Raw genomic sequence first — 17,290 nt, 5'->3', positions numbered from 1 at the left:
AAGTCCTACTCGCTGTACAGCGGCGCCACCGACGCCATGGTGCAGTGGTGGTACGGCCACAACGCCGTGGGCTTCTTCCTGACCACCGGCTTCCTCGGCATGATGTACTACTTCGTGCCCAAGCAGGCCGAGCGTCCGGTGTACTCCTACCGCCTGTCCATCGTGCACTTCTGGGCGCTGATCACCCTGTACATCTGGGCCGGTCCGCACCACCTGCACTACACCGCCCTGCCGGACTGGGCCCAGTCCCTCGGCATGGTGATGTCGGTCATCCTCCTCGCTCCGAGCTGGGGCGGCATGATCAACGGCATGATGACCCTGTCCGGGGCCTGGCACAAACTGCGCCATGACCCGATCCTGCGCTTCCTGGTGGTCTCCCTCGCCTTCTACGGCATGTCCACCTTCGAAGGCCCGATGATGGCCATCAAGACCGTCAACGCCCTGTCCCACTACACCGACTGGACCATCGGCCACGTGCATGCCGGTGCCCTCGGCTGGGTCGCCATGGTGTCCATCGGCTCGCTGTACCACCTGCTGCCGAAGGTGTTCGGCCGCAAGGAAATGCACAGCATCGGCCTGATCAACGCCCACTTCTGGCTGGCCACCATCGGCACCGTGCTGTACATCGCCTCCATGTGGGTCAACGGCATCACCCAGGGCCTGATGTGGCGCGCGGTCAACGAGGACGGCACCCTGACCTACTCCTTCGTCGAGGCGCTGGAAGCCAGCCACCCGGGCTTCCTGGTGCGCATGATCGGCGGCGCCTTCTTCCTCTTCGGCATGGTGCTGATGGCCTACAACGTGTGGCGCACCGTTCGCGTCGCCAAGGCCGCTGAAATGAGCGCTGCCGAGCAGTTCGTGGTTCAAGGAGCCCACTGATGAACAAGCACGAAATCATCGAGAAGAACATTGGCCTGATGGCGCTGCTGATGGTGCTCGCCGTCAGCATCGGCGGCCTGACCCAGATCGTGCCGCTGTTCTTCCAGGACGTGGTCAACGAGCCGGTGGAAGGCATGAAGCCCTACACCGCGCTGCAGCTGGAAGGCCGCGACATCTACATCAAGGAAGGCTGCGTCAGCTGCCACTCGCAGATGGTCCGTCCGTTCCGCGCCGAAACCGAGCGCTACGGCCACTACTCGGTCGCCGGCGAGAGCGTCTGGGATCACCCGTTCCTGTGGGGCTCCAAGCGTACCGGTCCGGACCTGGCCCGCGTCGGCGGCCGCTACTCCGACGACTGGCATCGCGCCCACCTGTACAACCCGCGCAACGTGGTGCCGGAATCGAAGATGCCCTCCTACCCCTGGCTGGTGGAGCACAAGCTGACCGGCTCGGACACCGCCGCCAAGATGCAGGCCATGCGCACCCTGGGCGTGCCGTACACCGATGCCGACATCGCCGGCGCCCGCGACGCGGTCAAGGGCAAGACCGAAATGGACGCGCTGGTCGCGTACCTGCAGGTCCTCGGCACCAGCCTCAAGAACAAGCGCTGATGCGCGGCCTCAGCCAGGAGTAATCATCCATGACAGGCTTTTGGAGTATCTACGTCAGCATCCTCACCATCGGTACCCTGGTGGTGCTGTGGTGGCTGATCTTCGCGACCCGCAAGGGCCAGCGCCCCGACACCACCGACCAGACCATGGGTCACTCGTTCGACGGCATCGAGGAGTACGACAACCCGCTGCCGCGCTGGTGGTTCCTGCTGTTCATCGGCACCCTGATCTTCGGCGCCGTCTACCTGGCCCTCTACCCGGGCCTGGGCAACTGGAAGGGCGTCCTGCCGGGTTACGAGAACGGCTGGACCCAGGTCAACCAGTGGCAGCGCGAGATGGACCGCGCCGACGCCGAGTACGGCCCGCTGTTCGCCAAGTACGCCGCCATGCCGGTGGCCGAGGTGGCCAAGGACCCGCAGGCCCTGAAGATGGGCTCGCGCATGTTCGCCTCCTACTGCTCGGTGTGCCACGGCTCCGACGCCAAGGGCAGCTACGGCTTCCCCAACCTGACCGACAGCCACTGGCGCTGGGGCGGCGAGGCCGACACCATCAAGACCTCGATCCTCGGCGGCCGCCACGGCATCATGCCGGCCTGGGCCGCGGTCATCGGCGAGGATGGCGTGAAGAACGTCGCCGCCTACGTGCGTAGCGAGCTGGCCGGTCTCCCGCTGCCGGCCGGTGCCGAAGGCGATGTCGCTGCCGGCCAGAAGATCTTCGCCACCAACTGCGTCGCCTGCCACGGCCCGCAGGGCAAGGGTACTCCGGCCATGGGCGCTCCGGACCTGACCGCCAGCGCCGGCTGGCTGTACGGCTCGAGCCTGACCCAGCTGCAGCAGACCATCCGCCTCGGCCGCCAGGGCCAGATGCCGGCCCAGCAACCCTACCTGGGCAACGACAAGGTGCATCTGCTGGCTGCCTACGTGTACAGCCTGTCGCAACAGTCCGCCAAGTAAGACCGGGGGCGCGCCGCGCAATGCGGCGCGCCCTTCTCCTCGCCGCCCTTTCCCCCCCTTCTCGAAGCCCCTCGCCACGCGCGACCAAGTGTCGCACCTATCCCGAAGTTTCCTTCACAGCCTCGGCGCCGAGGACTAAGCTCTCCCCCCAGTCGCACGCCGTTACAAAAACAACGCGACAGCACCCTTGCGGCGTCTTTCGAGACTCCGTTCTGCGCCACAGTGACGACGACAACATGGCGGGAGACGGCCTTTTTCTCCGGCGCGCAATCCCTTGCACGACAAGAGGTTGCGTTGCAATGGCTACCTCCTTTCTCCATACTTGCCGCCGTTTTTTGTCCCGAAAGTCCATAACCGTGGAACCCCTGCAATGAGTACAGCAATCAGTCCGACTGCTTATAACTACAAGGTGGTCCGCCAGTTCGCCGTCATGACGGTAATCTGGGGGGTCATTGGGATGGGTCTGGGTGTGCTGATCGCCGCCCAGCTCGTCTGGCCGAGCCTGAACTTCGACCTGCCGTGGACCAGCTTCGGTCGCCTGCGTCCGTTGCACACCAACGCGGTGATCTTCGCGTTCGGCGGCTGCGCCCTGTTCGCCACCTCCTACTATGTAGTGCAGCGCACCAACCAGGCACGCCTGTTCAGCGACACCCTCGCCGCCTTCACCTTCTGGGGCTGGCAAGCCGTGATCGTGCTCGCCGTGATCACCCTGCCGCAGGGCTTCACCTCCTCCAAGGAGTACGCCGAGCTGGAGTGGCCGATCGACATCCTGCTGGCGATCGTCTGGGTTTCCTACGCGGTGGTGTTCTTCGGGACCATCCTCAAGCGCCAGACCAAGCACATCTACGTGGGCAACTGGTTCTTCGGGGCGTTCATCCTGGTGACGGCGATGCTGCACATCGTCAACAACATGGAGATCCCGGTCACCCTGTTCAAGTCCTACTCGCTGTACAGCGGCGCCACCGACGCCATGGTGCAGTGGTGGTACGGCCACAACGCCGTGGGCTTCTTCCTGACCACCGGCTTCCTCGGCATGATGTACTACTTCGTGCCCAAGCAGGCCGAGCGTCCGGTGTACTCCTACCGCCTGTCCATCGTGCACTTCTGGGCGCTGATCACCCTGTACATCTGGGCCGGTCCGCACCACCTGCACTACACCGCCCTGCCGGACTGGGCCCAGTCCCTCGGCATGGTGATGTCGGTCATCCTCCTCGCTCCGAGCTGGGGCGGCATGATCAACGGCATGATGACCCTGTCCGGGGCCTGGCACAAACTGCGCCATGACCCGATCCTGCGCTTCCTGGTGGTCTCCCTCGCCTTCTACGGCATGTCCACCTTCGAAGGCCCGATGATGGCCATCAAGACCGTCAACGCCCTGTCCCACTACACCGACTGGACCATCGGCCACGTGCATGCCGGTGCCCTCGGCTGGGTCGCCATGGTGTCCATCGGCTCGCTGTACCACCTGCTGCCGAAGGTGTTCGGCCGCAAGGAAATGCACAGCATCGGCCTGATCAACGCCCACTTCTGGCTGGCCACCATCGGCACCGTGCTGTACATCGCCTCCATGTGGGTCAACGGCATCACCCAGGGCCTGATGTGGCGCGCGGTCAACGAGGACGGCACCCTGACCTACTCCTTCGTCGAGGCGCTGGAAGCCAGCCACCCGGGCTTCCTGGTGCGCATGATCGGCGGCGCCTTCTTCCTGACCGGCATGCTGCTGATGGCCTACAACACCTGGCGCACCGTGCGCGTGGCCAAGGCCGCTGAAATGGCCGCCGCCGAGAAGTTCGTGGTTCAAGGAGCCCACTGATGAAGAATCATGACATTGTCGAGAAGAACATCGGCCTGATGGCGCTGCTGATGGTCATCGCCGTCAGCATCGGCGGCCTGACCCAGATCGTGCCGCTGTTCTTCCAGGACGTGGTCAACGAGCCGGTGGAAGGCATGAAGCCCTACACCGCGCTGCAACTGGAAGGCCGCGACATCTACATCAGGGAAGGCTGCGTCGGCTGCCACTCGCAGATGGTCCGTCCGTTCCGCGCCGAAACCGAGCGCTACGGCCACTACTCGGTCGCCGGCGAGAGCGTCTGGGATCACCCGTTCCTGTGGGGCTCCAAGCGTACCGGTCCGGACTTGGCCCGCGTCGGCGGCCGCTACTCCGACGACTGGCACCGCGCCCACCTGTACAACCCGCGCAACGTGGTGCCGGAGTCGAAGATGCCCTCCTACCCCTGGCTGGTGGAGCACAAGCTGACCGGCAAGGACACCGCCGCCAAGCTGCAGGCCATGCGTACCCTGGGCGTGCCGTACACCGAGGAAGACATCGCCGGTGCCCGCGACGCGGTCAAGGGCAAGACCGAAATGGACGCGCTAGTCGCGTACCTGCAGGTCCTCGGCACCAGCATCAAGAACAAACGGTAACGCACCATGGATATCGGGACTCTGCGTGGACTGGGCACAGCCATCGTACTGATCGCCTTCGTGGGCCTGCTGCTCTGGGTCTTCAGCGGCAGGCGCAAGAAGAGCTTCGACGAAGCGGCCAATCTGCCGTTCGCCGATGAGCCCAAATCCGAAAAGCGTGAAGAAGAAGCTTCTAGGAGTAAGCACGAATGACCAGTTTCTGGAATTGGTACGTCACCGTACTCAGCCTCGGCACCATAGTGGCGCTGACCTGGCTGCTGTTCGCGACCCGCAAGGGCCAGCGTCAGGACACCACCGATCAGACTGTGGGCCACAGCTTCGACGGCATCGAGGAGTACGACAACCCGCTGCCCAAGTGGTGGTTCCTGCTGTTCGTCGGCACCGTGATCTTCGCCCTCGGCTACCTGGTGCTCTACCCGGGCCTAGGCAACTGGAAGGGCGTCCTGCCGGGCTATGAGAACGGCTGGACCGGCGTCAACCAGTGGAAGAAGGAAATGGACCGCGCCGACGCCGAGTACGGCCCGCTGTTCGCCAAGTACGCCGCCATGCCGGTGGCCGAGGTGGCCAAGGATGAGCAGGCCCTGAAGATGGGCGCGCGCCTGTTCGCCTCCAACTGCTCGGTGTGCCACGGCTCCGACGCCAAGGGCAGCTACGGCTTCCCCAACCTGACCGACGCCCACTGGCGCTGGGGCGGCGAGGCCGACACCATCAAGACCTCGATCCTCGGCGGCCGTCACGGCATCATGCCGGCCTGGGCCGCGGTCATCGGCGAGGATGGCGTGAAGAACGTCGCCGCCTACGTGCGCAGCGAGCTGGCCGGCCTGAAACTGCCGGAAGGCCACGGTGCCGACGTCGCCGCCGGCCAGAAGATCTTCGCCACCAACTGCGTCGCCTGCCACGGCCCGCAGGGCAAGGGTACTCCGGCCATGGGCGCCCCGGACCTGACCGCCAGCGCCGGCTGGCTGTACGGCTCGAGCCTGACCCAGCTGCAGCAGACCATCCGCCTCGGCCGCCAGGGCCAGATGCCGGCGCAGCAGGAGCTGCTCGGCAACGACAAGGTGCACCTGCTGGCTGCCTACGTGTACAGCCTGTCGCAGAAGTAAGCGCCAGGGTCGTAACCGACAACGCCGCCCCCCGGCCTCCGGAGGGCGGCGTTTTTCATTGCGCGCGAATCACAAAAACCACGCCAACGCGATACCCCACCAGGTATCGCGCGACGACCCGTCGCATGCAGCCCGTCGCCATTAGGCGTACCATTGCACCCATGGTGAACAGCCCCCGTGGCCATGTACCGCGAGGCACCTCTCCTCCTCCAGCCGTGGTAGAGACCGATGAGCGACAAGATTCCCGTCCAGGATGTAACCCCCGCCCCTGTCAAGAAAGGCGAAAGCGTGGACCTCTACGCCAAGCGCGAGATGATCTACACCAAGTCCTTCACCGGGCTGTTCCGCAACATCCGCCTGGTCAGTGGCGCCTTCCTGTTCCTGATGTTCTTCGGCACCGCCTGGCTCAACTGGGGCGATCGCCAGGCCGTCTGGTGGAACCTGCCGGAGCGCAAGTTCTACATCTTCGGCGCCACCTTCTGGCCGCAGGACTTCATGCTGCTGTCCTGGCTGCTGATCATCTGCGCCTTCGGCCTGTTCTTCATCACCGTGTTCGCCGGCCGCGTCTGGTGCGGCTACACCTGCCCGCAGAGCGTGTGGACCTGGGTGTTCATGTGGGCGGAGAAGGTCACCGAGGGCGACCGCAACCAGCGCATGAAGCTCGACAAGCAGCCGATGAGCGCCGGGAAGTTCCTGCGCAAGGCCGCCAAGCACGCCATCTGGCTGGGCGTGGCCCTGCTCACCGCGCTAACCTTCGTCGGCTACTTCACCCCGATCCGCCAGTTGGTGGTCGATCTCGCCACCTTCAACCTCGAGGGCTGGGCGCTGTTCTGGGTCGGTTTCTTCACCCTGGCCACCTACGGCAACGCCGGCTGGCTGCGCGAGCAGGTGTGCATCCACATGTGCCCCTACTCGCGCTTCCAGAGCGTGATGTTCGACAAGGACACCCTGATCGTCTCCTACGATGCCAACCGCGGTGAGAGGCGCGGCCCGCGCAAGAAGGATGCCGACTACAAGGCCCAGGGCCTCGGCGACTGCATCGACTGCAAGATGTGCGTGCACGTCTGCCCGACCGGCATCGACATCCGCAACGGCCTGCAGATCGCCTGCATCGGCTGCGCCGCCTGCGTCGACGCCTGCGACAGCATCATGGACAAGATGGGTTATCCGCGCGGCCTGGTCGGCTACACCACCGAGCACAACCTCAACGGCCACAAGACCCATATCGTCCGCCCCCGCCTGATCGGCTACGCCATCGCCCTGCTGATCATGATGGGCGCCTTCGGTACCGCCCTGCTGATGCGCCCGCTGGCCGAGCTGGACGTGCTCAAGGACCGCGTGCTCTATCGCGAGAACGAGGAAGGCCGCATCGAGAACGTCTACACCCTACGGATCATGAACAAGGACCAGCGCGAGCACGTCTACACCATCGGCGTCGAGGGGCTCGACGGCCTGGCCCTGGAAGGCAGCCGTGAGGTGCGCGCCGCCGCCGGCGAGGTGCTGTCGGTACCGATCGAGCTGTCCATCGATCCGGAAAAGCTGCCTTCCACCACCAACGAGATTCTCTTTACAATCCAGGCCGCCGATCTTCCCGGCAAGACCTTCGACGCCGAAAGCCGCTTCATCGGCCCGCGCGTCCGCTGACAGTAGAGAGAGAGCATGCAGCAGCCCGAGATCACCAGTCGCTGGTACAAGCAGTTCTGGGCCTGGTTCGTCATCGCCATCCTGGCCATCGCCGTGGTGCTGGGGGTGACCCTGGTGGTGGTATCCGTACGTACCGCCGACACCCTGGTGGCCGACAACTACTACGACGTCGGCAAGGGCATCAACCAGTCGCTCGAGCGCGAGCAACTGGCCAAGCGCCTGGGCATGCAGGCCGGCCTGACCCTCGACGAGCAGGCCGGCAGCGCCGAGCTGCGCCTGAGCGGCATCAGCCAGCCGGCGCAGCTGGTGCTCAACCTGATCTCGCCGACCCAGCCGGAGCGCGACCGCCGCGTCATTCTCCAGCCGGTGGCCGGCGAGGCCGGGCTGTACCGCGGCCAGATGCAGGATGCGGTCAGCGGCCGCCGCTTCGTCGAGCTGATCGGCAGCGAGGGCGGCAAGGACTGGCGCCTGTTCGACGAATTCGTCCTGGAAGACGGCCGTCCGATCCAGCTCGCGCCCTGATCGCCGCGGCATGACCACGCCCCTGCCCTGCTTCCACTGCGGGCTGCCGGTTCCCGACGGCAGCCCCTACCACACCCACGTGCTCGGCGAATCGCGGGCCATGTGCTGCCCGGGCTGCCAGGCGGTGGCCGAGGCCATCGTCGCCGGCGGCCTGGAAAGCTACTATCGCCACCGCAGCGAAACCGCCGCCAACCCCGAGGCACTGCCCAAGGCCCTGAGCGACGAACTGGCCCTCTATGACCGTGCCGACGTGCAGCAGGGCCTGGTCCAGCACAACGGCGAACAGGCGCAGACCTGCCTGCTGATCGAGGGCATCAGCTGCGCCGCCTGCGGCTGGCTGATCGAGCACCACCTGAAGAAGCTGCCCGGCGTCAGCGAGGCCAGCCTCAACCTGTCCAACCAGCGCCTGCAGGTACGCTGGGACGACGCCCGCCTGCCGCTCAGCCAGCTGCTCGCCGAGCTGCGCCGGATCGGCTACGCCGCGCACCCCTACCAGGCCGACGCCGCCGCCGAGCAGATGCAGCGGGAGAATCGCCGGGCCATGCGCCAGCTCGGCGTCGCCGGCCTGCTGTGGATGCAGGTGATGATGGCCTCGATGGCCACCTGGCCGGAGTTCAACCTCGACCTCAGTCACAGCTTCGACCGCATCCTGCGCTGGACCAGCCTGTTCCTCACCACACCGATCGTCTTCTACTGCTGCGGGCAGTTCTTCCGCGGCGCCCTGCGCGACCTGCGCACCCGCCACCTGACCATGGACGTCTCGGTGTCGCTGGCCATCGGCGGCGCCTACGTCGCCGGCCTGTGGGCCACCGTCAGCGGCGAGGGCGAGCTGTACTTCGACGCCGTCGGCATGTTCGCCCTGTTCCTGCTCGCCGGCCGCTACCTGGAGCGCCGCGCCCGCGAGCGCACCGCCCAGGTCACCGCCCAGCTGGTCAACCTGCTGCCGGCCTCCTGCCTGCGCCTGGACGACCAGGAGCAGAGCCAGCGCATCCTGCTCAGCGAGCTGCAGCTCGGTGACCGCGTGCTGGTGCCGCCCGGCGCGGTGATCCCGGCCGACGCCACCATCCTCGCCGGCCAGTCGAGCATCGACGAGTCGCTGCTCACCGGCGAATACCTGCCGCAGCCGCGCGGCGTCGGCCAGCGCGTCACCGGCGGCACCCTCAACGTCGAGGGGCCGCTGACCCTGCAGGTCGAGGCGCTCGGCGACGACACCCGCCTGTCCGCCATCGTCCGCCTGCTCGAGCGCGCCCAGGCCGACAAGCCGCGCCTGGCGCAGCTGGCCGACAAGGTGGCGCAGTGGTTCCTGGTCATCGTGCTGCTCACCGCCGTGGTGGTCGGCGCGGTCTGGTGGCAGATCGACAGCGAGCGGGCGTTCTGGATCGTCCTCGCCCTGCTGGTCGCCACCTGCCCCTGCGCCCTGTCGCTGGCCACCCCCACCGCGCTGACCACCGCCACCGGCAGCCTGCACCAGCTCGGCCTGCTGGTGACCCGCGGCCACGTGCTGGAAAGCCTCAACCAGATCGACACCCTGATCGTCGACAAGACCGGCACCCTCACCGAAGGCCGCCTGACCCTGCGCGAGGTGCGCCCGCTCGGCGCCCTCGACAGCCAGGCCTGCCTGGGCCTGGCCGCCGCTCTGGAAAACCGCTCCGAGCATCCCATCGCCCGCGCCTTCGGCCGCGCCCCGCTGGCTGCCGAGGAAGTGCACAGCGAGCCCGGCAAGGGCCTCGACGGGCGGGTCGACGGCCGTTGCCTGCGCATCGGCGAGCCGGTCTTCGTCAGCCAGCTGGCCGGCCAGACGCCACCGGCCATGCCGGCCGAACCGGGCCAGTGGCTGCTGCTCGGCGACCAGCAGGGACCGCTGGCCTGGCTGCGCCTCGACGACCGCCTGCGCGGCGACGCCAGCGCGCTGGTCGACGCCGCCCGCGCCCGTGGCTGGCAGGTGCTGCTGCTGTCCGGCGACAGCTCGCCGATGGTCGCCAGCGTCGCCGCCGAACTGGGCATCGACGACGCCCGCGGCGGCCTCACTCCGGACGCCAAGCTCGCCGTGCTGCGCGAGCTGCACCAGCAGGGACGCCGCGTGCTGATGCTCGGCGACGGCGTCAACGACGTGCCGGTACTGGCCGGCTCCGACATCAGCGTGGCCATGGGCAGCGCCACCGACCTGGCCAAGACCAGCGCCGATGCCGTGCTCCTGTCCAACCGCCTGGCCAGCCTGGTGCAGGCCCTGGACGTCGCGCGACGCACCCGCCGCATCATCGTCGAGAACCTCGCCTGGGCCTGCCTGTACAATGGCCTGATCCTGCCGTTCGCCGCCCTCGGCTGGATCACCCCCGGCTGGGCGGCCATCGGCATGTCGGCCAGCTCGCTGGTGGTGGTGCTCAATGCCCTGCGCCTGAGCCGGGTGAAAGCCGGCAGCCGGCCGGTCGCCGCCGCTACCGGCCATGCCCCCGCGGTCCTGGCCGACGCCAGCAGCCGCCCCTGACCCGGAGGTTCCCATGTCCGCCCTCTACCTGCTGATCCCGGTCGCCGTGGTGCTGGTCGCCCTGGCCATCTGGATGTTCTTCTGGGCCGTCGACAACGGCCAGTACGACGACCTAGACAGCCCGGCGCACAGCATCCTGTTCGACGACGAGGATCCCCAGCACCAGGCCGGCATCGACGAAGCCAGCTCCGGCCACGGCGATGGCAAACGCGGCGACGGGGAGCCGCCGCGTGGCTGAACTGCTGCCCCTGCTGGTCTCGGCCCTGGTCCTCGGCCTGCTCGGCGGCGGGCACTGCATCGGCATGTGCGGCGGCCTGATGGGCGCGCTGACCATGGCCATCCCCGCCGAGCAGCGGCCGCGCCGCCTGCAGCTGCTGCTGGCCTACAACCTCGGGCGCATCGCCTCCTACGGCCTCGCCGGGCTGCTGCTCGGCACCGCCGGCTGGGCGCTGGCCAGCGGCCCGGCGGCGACCGTGCTGCGCGCGCTCGCCGGCCTGTTGCTGATCGCCATGGGCCTGTACCTGGCCGGCTGGTGGGGCGGCCTGACCCGCATCGAAGGCGCCGGCCGCCTGCTCTGGCGCCACATAGAACCGCTGGCCCGCCGCCTGCTGCCGGTACGCGACGCACGACGCGCCCTGCTGCTCGGCGGCCTGTGGGGCTGGCTGCCCTGCGGCCTGGTCTACAGCACGCTGCTGTGGGCCGCCAGCCAGGGTGACGCCCTCGACAGCTCCCTGCTGATGCTGGCCTTCGGCCTCGGCACCCTGCCGGTGCTGCTGGCCACCGGACTGGCCGCCGAGCGGCTGACCGCCCTGCTGCGCCGCCGCGGCGTGCGCATCGCCGGCGGAATGCTGGTGATCCTGTTCGGCCTGTGGACCCTGCCCGGCCCGCACCAGGACTGGCTGATGGGCCACGGCGGCGGCCACGCCAGCCTGCAAGGCGCACACTGAAGCGGTTGATGCAAGTCAACACCCCCCCGCAGCCCGGACTCTAGACTGCAAAGCACGTCTGATAATCCGAGACAACCGCATGCTCGACGCCATCCGCTGGGATACCGATCTGATCCGCCGTTACGATCTGGCCGGGCCGCGGTATACCTCTTACCCGACCGCCGTGCAGTTCCACGACGGCATCGGTCCCTTCGACCTGCTCCACGCCCTGCGCGACAGCGCCCAGGCCAGACGCGCGCTGTCGCTGTACGTGCACGTGCCGTTCTGCGCCCACATCTGCTACTACTGCGCCTGCAACAAGGTCATCACCAAGGACCGCGGGCGCAGCGCACCCTACCTGCAGCGCCTGCTGCGCGAGGCGGAACTGATCAGTCGCCACCTCTCGCCCGACCAGCTGGTCGAGCAGCTGCATTTCGGCGGCGGCACGCCGACCTACCTCAGCCACGACGAGCTGCGCCAGCTGATGACCGGCCTGCGCCAGCACTTCCACCTGCTGGACGACGACACCGGCGACTACAGCATAGAGATCGACCCGCGCGAGGCCGACTGGGCGACCATGGGCCTGCTGCGCGACATCGGTTTCAACCGCGTCAGTCTCGGCGTGCAGGACTTCGACCCGGCCGTGCAGCGCGCGGTCAACCGCCTGCAGAGCGTCGAGGAAACCCGCGCCATCGTCGAGGCCGCCCACACCCTGCAGTTCCGCTCGGTCAACATCGACCTGATCTACGGCCTGCCGCTGCAGACCCCCGAGTCCTTCGCCAGGACCGTCGAGGAAGTCATCGCCCTGCAGCCCGATCGCCTGTCGGTGTTCAACTACGCGCACCTGCCCGAGCGCTTCATGCCGCAACGGCGGATCAACGCCGCGGACCTGCCCAGCCCCGGCGCCAAGCTGGAGATGCTGCAGCGCACCATCGAGCAACTGACGGCCGCCGGCTATCGCTACATCGGCATGGACCACTTCGCCCTGCCCGACGACGAACTGGCCATCGCCCAGGAGGAAGGCAGCCTGCAGCGCAACTTCCAGGGCTACACCACCCACGGCCACTGCGACCTGATCGGCCTCGGTGTGTCGTCGATCAGCCAGATCGGCGACCTCTACTGCCAGAACAGCAGCGACATCGCCGACTACCAGAGCACCCTCGACTCCAATCAGCTCGCCACCCGCCGCGGCCTGCACTGCACCAGCGACGACCGCATCCGCCGCGCGGTGATCCAGCAGCTGATCTGCCACTTCCGGCTCGACTTCGCCGAGATCGAGGAGCAGTTCAACATCGACTTCCGCGGCTACTTCAACGATGTCTGGCCAAGCCTGCAGCGTGTCGCCGAGGACGGCCTGATCCAGCTGGACCCCCGGGGCATCGACATCACCGCGGCCGGCCGGCTGCTGGTGCGCTCGGTGTGCATGCTGTTCGACCGCTACCTGCCGATGCTCGACACCCAGCGCTTCTCCCGCGTCATCTGAGCCAAATGGTCGCGGCGGCACACTGGCAGCCTCCGGCTGGCTGGGGTAACCTTGCCCAACTTTCTGTTGTATTAGGTAAGGATTCGCCATGACTGCCGGCCAAGACACCATCAAGGCACGCAACCTGCCGCAGGCGCACTGCAAGGAATGCAGCCTCGCCCCGCTGTGCCTGCCGCTGTCCCTCAATCTCGAGGACATGGACGCGCTGGACAACATCGTCAAGCGCGGCCGGCCGCTGAAGAAGGGCGAGTTCCTGTTCCGCCAGGGTGACAGCTTCAATTCGGTGTTCGCCGTGCGCACCGGCGCGCTGAAGACCTTCAGCGTCACCGACGGCGGCGAGGAGCAGATCACCGGCTTCCACCTGCCCAGCGAGCTGGTCGGCATGTCGGGGATGGATGGCATGGCCTACCCGGTGTCGGCCCAGGCGCTGGAAACCACCTCGCTGTGCGAGATCCCCTTCGAGAAGCTCGACGAGCTGTCGGTACAACTGCCGCAGCTGCGCCGCCAGCTGATGCGCATGATGAGCCGCGAGATCCGCGACGACCAGCAGATGATGCTCCTGCTGTCGAAGAAGACCGCCGACGAGCGCATCGCCACCTTCCTGGTCAACCTCTCCGCACGCTTCCGCGCCCGCGGCTACTCGGCCAACCAGTTCCGCCTGGCCATGTCGCGCAGCGAGATCGGCAACTATCTGGGTCTGGCCGTGGAAACCGTGTCGCGGGTGTTCACCCGCTTCCAGCAGAACGGCCTGCTGCTGGCCGAAGGCAAGGAAGTGCAGATCCTCGACTCGGTCGAGCTGTGCAGTCTGGCCGGCGGCCGCCTGGAAGGCTGAGCCACACGGCAGCACGCAAAGAACAACGCCCGCTCCGGCAAGCCGCAGCGGGCGTTGTGCATTTCCGGTGGCTTACAGGCCGATCGGCCGGCGCCCCGCCATGGCATGCGCCAGGGTACCGCCATCGACCAGCTCCAGCTCGCCACCCAGCGGCACGCCATGGGCGATGCGCGACAGCACCAGGCCGCGTGGCGCCAGCAGCTGCGCGATGTAGTGGGCCGTGGCCTCGCCCTCGACCGTCGGGTTGGTCGCCAGGATCACCTCCCTGAACGCGCCGGCGGCGACGCGCGCCTCCAGCTCGGGAATACCGATGGCTTCCGGCCCCAGACCGTCCAGTGGTGACAGGTGGCCCTTGAGCACGAAGTAGCGCCCGCGATAGCCGGTCTGCTCCACGGCGAACACGTCCAGCGGCCCCTCCACCACGCAGAGCAGCTCGTCGTCACGGCGCGGATCGCTGCACTGCGGGCACAGCTCGTCCTCGCTCAGCGTGCGGCACTGCCGGCAATGGCCGACCCCCTCCATCGCCCGGCTCAGCGCCTGGGCCAGGCGCAGGCCGCCGCTGCGGTCGCGCTCGAGCAGGTGCAGCGCCATGCGCTGGGCGGTCTTCTGACCGACGCCCGGCAGGATGCGCAGGGCGTCGATCAGTTGGCGGATCAGGGGGCTGAAACTCATCGGGACCTATCCGTCAGAACGGCATCTTGAAGCCGGGCGGCAGCTGCATGCCGGAGGTCATGCCCGCCATCTTCTCCTGGTTGTTCTGCTCGATCTTGCGCACGGCGTCGTTCACCGCCGCGGCGATCAGGTCCTCGAGGATCTCCTTGTCTTCCTGCATCAGGCTGTCGTCCAGGGAGACGCGCTTGACGTCGTGGCGACCGGTCATCACCACGCTCACCAGGCCGGCGCCGGACTGGCCGGTCACCTCGGCGTTGGCCAGCTCCTCCTGCATCTTCTGCATCTTTTCCTGCATCTGCTGGGCCTGCTTCATCAGCGCGGCCATGCCACCTTTCATCATGGGATCACCTCAATTGTCCAGGGGTACTATGGTGCCGTCGCGGATCACCGCGGCGAACTGGTCCATCATCTGCCGAACCAGCGGGTCGGCATGGATCGACGCCTCGGCCGCGCGCTGGCGTTCGGCGCGTGCTCGGGCGGCGGCCTGAGCCGGGGTTTCCTGCTCGGGCCGGACGATATCGATCTGCAGGGTCAACGGTCGACCATGATAGCCGCTCAGCGCATCGGTCAGGCGGCGCTGCTGACCGGCGTTGAACAGCGCGCTCTGCCCCGGGTCCAGGTGCAGGTGCCAGCGGTCGCCGTCCTTCGCCACCAGGCTGCAGTTGGCCGCGATGCTGGCGGTCATGCCCGCCAGCCCCAGCCGCGGGAACAGTTCCAGCCACTCGGCGGCCAGGCCGGTGGCCGGTCGGGCCGCAGGAAACACCTCCTCGGCCGGCTCGGGCTCCAGCGGCTCGTGCACATCGACCGGCTGCATGCTTTCCAGATAGGCATAGGCATCGATGTCGATCGACTCGTAGTCGTCGCCCTCGTCCGCAGGCTCCTCGTCGGCGACAGGGCCGGCGGGTGCCGCCGGCGCAGCCTCGGTGCGCTCCGCGGGAGCCGGCGGGCGGGCGGCCGGTTCGGGACGTGCGGGCGGCTGCGCCGGGCGCTCGGTGGGCACCGGCGGCTGCACCGCAGCCCGGCGTACCGGCGGGACACTCTCGGCAGGCGGCAGATCCCAGGGCACGTCCACCGGCTCGGCCCTGACGGCCCGGGCCTGCTCCGCAGCGCTCGCCCGCGGCGCGACCGGCTCTTCGGCGAGTGGCGCCATGCGTGGTGCAGCTGCCTCAGCCACCGGAGCCGCCGCGGAATCGGTGGTGGCTTCACCGATCCCCGGCGTCTTTAGCGTTGTCGTCGGCGCCGCCGCCGCATCGGCCGGGCGGAACGCCAGCATGCGCAGCAGCACCATCTCGAAGCCGCTGCGCGGATCGGGGGCCAGCGGCAGGTCGCGGCGGCCGATCAGGCCCATCTGGTAATAGAACTGCACGTCCTCGGCAGGCAGCGCAGCGGCCAGCGCCAGCACCCGCTCGCGGTCGCCCTGACCATTGTCCACCGCATCCGGCAGCACCTGGGCGATGGCCACCCGGTGCAGCACGTTGAGCATCTCGGCCAGCACGCCGGCCCAGTCGGGGCCCTGCTCGGCCAGCTGGCGCACCGCCTCGAGCAGCGCGCGGGCATCGCCGGCCAGCAGTGCCTGCAGCACGCCGTAGACCTGACCATGGTCGAGGGTGCCGAGCATGGCGCGCACGTCGGCGGCCAGCACCTTGCCCTCGCCGAAGGCGATCGCCTGGTCGGTGAGGCTCATGGCATCGCGCATCGAGCCGTCGGCGGCGCGACCGAGCAGCCACAGCGCATCCGCCTCGAAGGGAATCTGCTCGACGCTGAGCACGTGGGTCAGGTGCTCGACCACCCGCTCCGGCGGCATGTTCTTCAGGGAGAACTGCAGGCAGCGCGACAGGATGGTGACCGGCAGCTTCTGCGGGTCGGTGGTGGCGAGCAGGAACTTGACGTGCGGCGGCGGCTCCTCGAGGGTCTTGAGCAGCGCGTTGAACGAGTGCGTGGACAGCATGTGCACTTCGTCGATCAGGTAGACCTTGTAGCGCCCGCGGGTCGGCGCGTACTGCACGTTGTCGAGCAGCTCGCGGGTATCCTCGACCTTGGTGCGGCTGGCGGCGTCGACCTCGATCAGGTCGACGAAACGGCCCTCGTCGATCTCCCGGCACACCGAGCACTGCCCGCACGGGGTCGAGCTGACGCCCTGCTCGCAGTTCAGGCACTTGGCGAGAATGCGCGCGATGGTGGTCTTGCCCACCCCGCGGGTGCCGGTGAACAGATAGGCGTGGTGCAGGCGCTGGTTGTCCAGCGCATTGATCAGGGCCTTGAGCACATGGGTCTGGCCGACCATTTCACGGAACGAGCGCGGACGCCACTTGCGGGCAAGGACCTGGTAACTCATCGAATCGGTTCGCTACTGCTGTGTTGAGCGTGGGTCACCATGCTAGCGAAGCGCGGGGCAAATTGCACTGACGAGGGCCGAGCGGCCGGGCAATTGCACTCCCCGGCCAGCCGGGAGACGGATGCAGTGCGGCCCCTGCGAACGCACGCCAGGCGCAAACCCCGGCCGTCAAGCCTGCCTCCGACAGCCCATTGACCGCGCCAGCGGCGGAGCGATAACCTCCGCCACCTCCCGATTCCCACGCCACCGGACACGCCAACGGCCCGGCCGCCCAGCTGCAGCCGGACGCCAGGTGCTTCGCTGCATTTGCCGGAATAAATCAAACAATTAGCGGCAAGGAGATCTGACGCCCACGAATATCAATAACTTAATAATCATCAGAACAATAACAAGCTAATAAATACAGGATCGGCAGCTATCC

17 protein-coding genes are annotated in these 17,290 nt (G+C 67.5%); 14 read left to right on the top strand and 3 right to left on the bottom strand.

Going from position 1 to position 17,290, the window contains the following annotated elements:
* From RA210_RS08135 to fnr, 14 genes are all read left to right on the top strand, one after another.
* Nucleotides 1–879, top strand: an 879-nt coding sequence (locus RA210_RS08135; protein ID WP_201486038.1) for a cbb3-type cytochrome c oxidase subunit I, incomplete at its 5' end; no start/stop codon positions are given.
* Nucleotides 879–1,490 (top strand): cytochrome-c oxidase, cbb3-type subunit II, encoded by a 612-nt coding sequence (ccoO, locus tag RA210_RS08130; RefSeq protein WP_201486037.1) that lies wholly within the window; start codon nucleotides 879–881, stop codon nucleotides 1,488–1,490. The genes RA210_RS08135 and ccoO (RA210_RS08130), both read left to right, overlap by 1 nt.
* A gap of 29 nt (nucleotides 1,491–1,519) precedes the next feature.
* Nucleotides 1,520–2,443, top strand: coding sequence for a cytochrome-c oxidase, cbb3-type subunit III (ccoP, locus tag RA210_RS08125; protein ID WP_201486036.1), 924 nt, complete (start codon nucleotides 1,520–1,522; stop codon nucleotides 2,441–2,443).
* Nucleotides 2,444–2,813: 370 nt separating this feature from the next.
* Complete coding sequence (ccoN, locus tag RA210_RS08120; RefSeq protein WP_201486035.1) at nucleotides 2,814–4,256, top strand: cytochrome-c oxidase, cbb3-type subunit I; 1,443 nt, start codon at nucleotides 2,814–2,816, stop codon at nucleotides 4,254–4,256.
* Complete coding sequence (gene ccoO / locus RA210_RS08115; RefSeq protein ID WP_201486034.1) at nucleotides 4,256–4,867, top strand: cytochrome-c oxidase, cbb3-type subunit II; 612 nt, start codon at nucleotides 4,256–4,258, stop codon at nucleotides 4,865–4,867. Before ccoN ends, ccoO (RA210_RS08115) begins: the two co-directional genes overlap by 1 nt.
* Nucleotides 4,868–4,873: 6 nt before the next feature.
* Nucleotides 4,874–5,059 carry a cbb3-type cytochrome oxidase subunit 3 gene (locus RA210_RS08110; RefSeq protein ID WP_136491391.1) on the top strand — a complete coding sequence of 62 codons (186 nt, stop codon included), beginning with the start codon at nucleotides 4,874–4,876 and terminating at the stop codon, nucleotides 5,057–5,059.
* The gene (ccoP, locus tag RA210_RS08105; RefSeq protein WP_136491390.1) at nucleotides 5,056–5,970 is read left to right on the top strand and encodes a cytochrome-c oxidase, cbb3-type subunit III; all 915 of its coding nucleotides are present in this window, start codon (nucleotides 5,056–5,058) and stop codon (nucleotides 5,968–5,970) included. The genes RA210_RS08110 and ccoP (RA210_RS08105) overlap by 4 nt, the downstream gene beginning before the upstream one ends.
* A gap of 228 nt (nucleotides 5,971–6,198) precedes the next feature.
* Complete coding sequence (gene ccoG / locus RA210_RS08100) at nucleotides 6,199–7,614, top strand: cytochrome c oxidase accessory protein CcoG (protein WP_201486033.1); 1,416 nt, start codon at nucleotides 6,199–6,201, stop codon at nucleotides 7,612–7,614.
* Nucleotides 7,615–7,629: 15 nt separating this feature from the next.
* On the top strand, nucleotides 7,630–8,136 hold the full coding sequence (locus RA210_RS08095) for a FixH family protein (RefSeq protein ID WP_136491388.1): 507 nt from the start codon (nucleotides 7,630–7,632) through the stop codon (nucleotides 8,134–8,136).
* A gap of 10 nt (nucleotides 8,137–8,146) precedes the next feature.
* Entirely contained in the window at nucleotides 8,147–10,621 is a 2,475-nt protein-coding gene (locus RA210_RS08090; RefSeq protein ID WP_201486032.1) for a heavy metal translocating P-type ATPase, read from the top strand.
* A gap of 13 nt (nucleotides 10,622–10,634) precedes the next feature.
* Nucleotides 10,635–10,859, top strand: a complete 225-nt coding sequence (gene ccoS / locus RA210_RS08085) for a cbb3-type cytochrome oxidase assembly protein CcoS (RefSeq protein WP_136491386.1) — start codon at nucleotides 10,635–10,637, stop codon at nucleotides 10,857–10,859.
* Nucleotides 10,852–11,568 (top strand): sulfite exporter TauE/SafE family protein, encoded by a 717-nt coding sequence (locus RA210_RS08080; protein ID WP_201486031.1) that lies wholly within the window; start codon nucleotides 10,852–10,854, stop codon nucleotides 11,566–11,568. Before ccoS ends, RA210_RS08080 begins: the two co-directional genes overlap by 8 nt.
* Before the next feature lie 79 nt (nucleotides 11,569–11,647).
* Nucleotides 11,648–13,030: an oxygen-independent coproporphyrinogen III oxidase gene (gene hemN / locus RA210_RS08075; RefSeq protein ID WP_201486030.1), complete on the top strand. Its 1,383-nt coding sequence runs from the start codon at nucleotides 11,648–11,650 to the stop codon at nucleotides 13,028–13,030.
* Between the two features lie 88 nt (nucleotides 13,031–13,118).
* The gene (fnr, locus tag RA210_RS08070; protein WP_136491383.1) at nucleotides 13,119–13,862 is read left to right on the top strand and encodes a fumarate/nitrate reduction transcriptional regulator Fnr; all 744 of its coding nucleotides are present in this window, start codon (nucleotides 13,119–13,121) and stop codon (nucleotides 13,860–13,862) included.
* Nucleotides 13,863–13,934: 72 nt separating this feature from the next.
* Here the strand turns inward: fnr and recR are convergent, their stop codons facing one another.
* The 3 genes from recR to dnaX are packed head-to-tail and all read right to left on the bottom strand — an operon-like array spanning nucleotide 13,935 to nucleotide 16,869.
* Entirely contained in the window at nucleotides 13,935–14,534 is a 600-nt protein-coding gene (recR, locus tag RA210_RS08065) for a recombination mediator RecR (protein WP_136491382.1), read from the bottom strand.
* Nucleotides 14,535–14,547: 13 nt separating this feature from the next.
* A complete protein-coding gene (locus tag RA210_RS08060) occupies nucleotides 14,548–14,874 on the bottom strand; it encodes a YbaB/EbfC family nucleoid-associated protein (RefSeq protein ID WP_136491381.1) in 327 nt (108 codons plus the stop codon).
* Between the two features lie 9 nt (nucleotides 14,875–14,883).
* Nucleotides 14,884–16,869 carry a DNA polymerase III subunit gamma/tau gene (dnaX, locus tag RA210_RS08055; RefSeq protein WP_201486029.1) on the bottom strand — a complete coding sequence of 662 codons (1,986 nt, stop codon included), beginning with the start codon at nucleotides 16,867–16,869 and terminating at the stop codon, nucleotides 14,884–14,886.
* Between the last annotated feature and the right edge of the window lie 421 nt (nucleotides 16,870–17,290).

It is taken from the genome of Pseudomonas sp. OF001 (assembly GCF_904426495.1).
In the GTDB taxonomy this organism is placed as follows: Bacteria; Pseudomonadota; Gammaproteobacteria; order Pseudomonadales; family Pseudomonadaceae; genus Geopseudomonas.
Note: the sequence above shows the minus strand (reverse complement) of the source record. Positions and strands in the feature narration are given on the sequence as shown.

Bases quoted from the DNA above. Each gene is read 5' to 3' on its own strand.
- ccoO (WP_201486034.1), top strand. From the start codon at position 4,256: ATGAAGAATCATGACATTGTCGAGAAGAACATCGGCCTGATGGCGCTG.
- ccoO (WP_201486037.1), top strand. From the start codon at position 879: ATGAACAAGCACGAAATCATCGAGAAGAACATTGGCCTGATGGCGCTG.
- RA210_RS08090 (WP_201486032.1), top strand. From the start codon at position 8,147: ATGACCACGCCCCTGCCCTGCTTCCACTGCGGGCTGCCGGTTCCCGAC.
- dnaX (WP_201486029.1), bottom strand. From the start codon at position 16,869: ATGAGTTACCAGGTCCTTGCCCGCAAGTGGCGTCCGCGCTCGTTCCGT.
- ccoP (WP_201486036.1), top strand. From the start codon at position 1,520: ATGACAGGCTTTTGGAGTATCTACGTCAGCATCCTCACCATCGGTACC.
- fnr (WP_136491383.1), top strand. From the start codon at position 13,119: ATGACTGCCGGCCAAGACACCATCAAGGCACGCAACCTGCCGCAGGCG.
- RA210_RS08060 (WP_136491381.1), bottom strand. From the start codon at position 14,874: ATGATGAAAGGTGGCATGGCCGCGCTGATGAAGCAGGCCCAGCAGATG.
- ccoN (WP_201486035.1), top strand. From the start codon at position 2,814: ATGAGTACAGCAATCAGTCCGACTGCTTATAACTACAAGGTGGTCCGC.
- hemN (WP_201486030.1), top strand. From the start codon at position 11,648: ATGCTCGACGCCATCCGCTGGGATACCGATCTGATCCGCCGTTACGAT.
- ccoP (WP_136491390.1), top strand. From the start codon at position 5,056: ATGACCAGTTTCTGGAATTGGTACGTCACCGTACTCAGCCTCGGCACC.
- recR (WP_136491382.1), bottom strand. From the start codon at position 14,534: ATGAGTTTCAGCCCCCTGATCCGCCAACTGATCGACGCCCTGCGCATC.
- ccoG (WP_201486033.1), top strand. From the start codon at position 6,199: ATGAGCGACAAGATTCCCGTCCAGGATGTAACCCCCGCCCCTGTCAAG.
- ccoS (WP_136491386.1), top strand. From the start codon at position 10,635: ATGTCCGCCCTCTACCTGCTGATCCCGGTCGCCGTGGTGCTGGTCGCC.
- RA210_RS08095 (WP_136491388.1), top strand. From the start codon at position 7,630: ATGCAGCAGCCCGAGATCACCAGTCGCTGGTACAAGCAGTTCTGGGCC.
- RA210_RS08110 (WP_136491391.1), top strand. From the start codon at position 4,874: ATGGATATCGGGACTCTGCGTGGACTGGGCACAGCCATCGTACTGATC.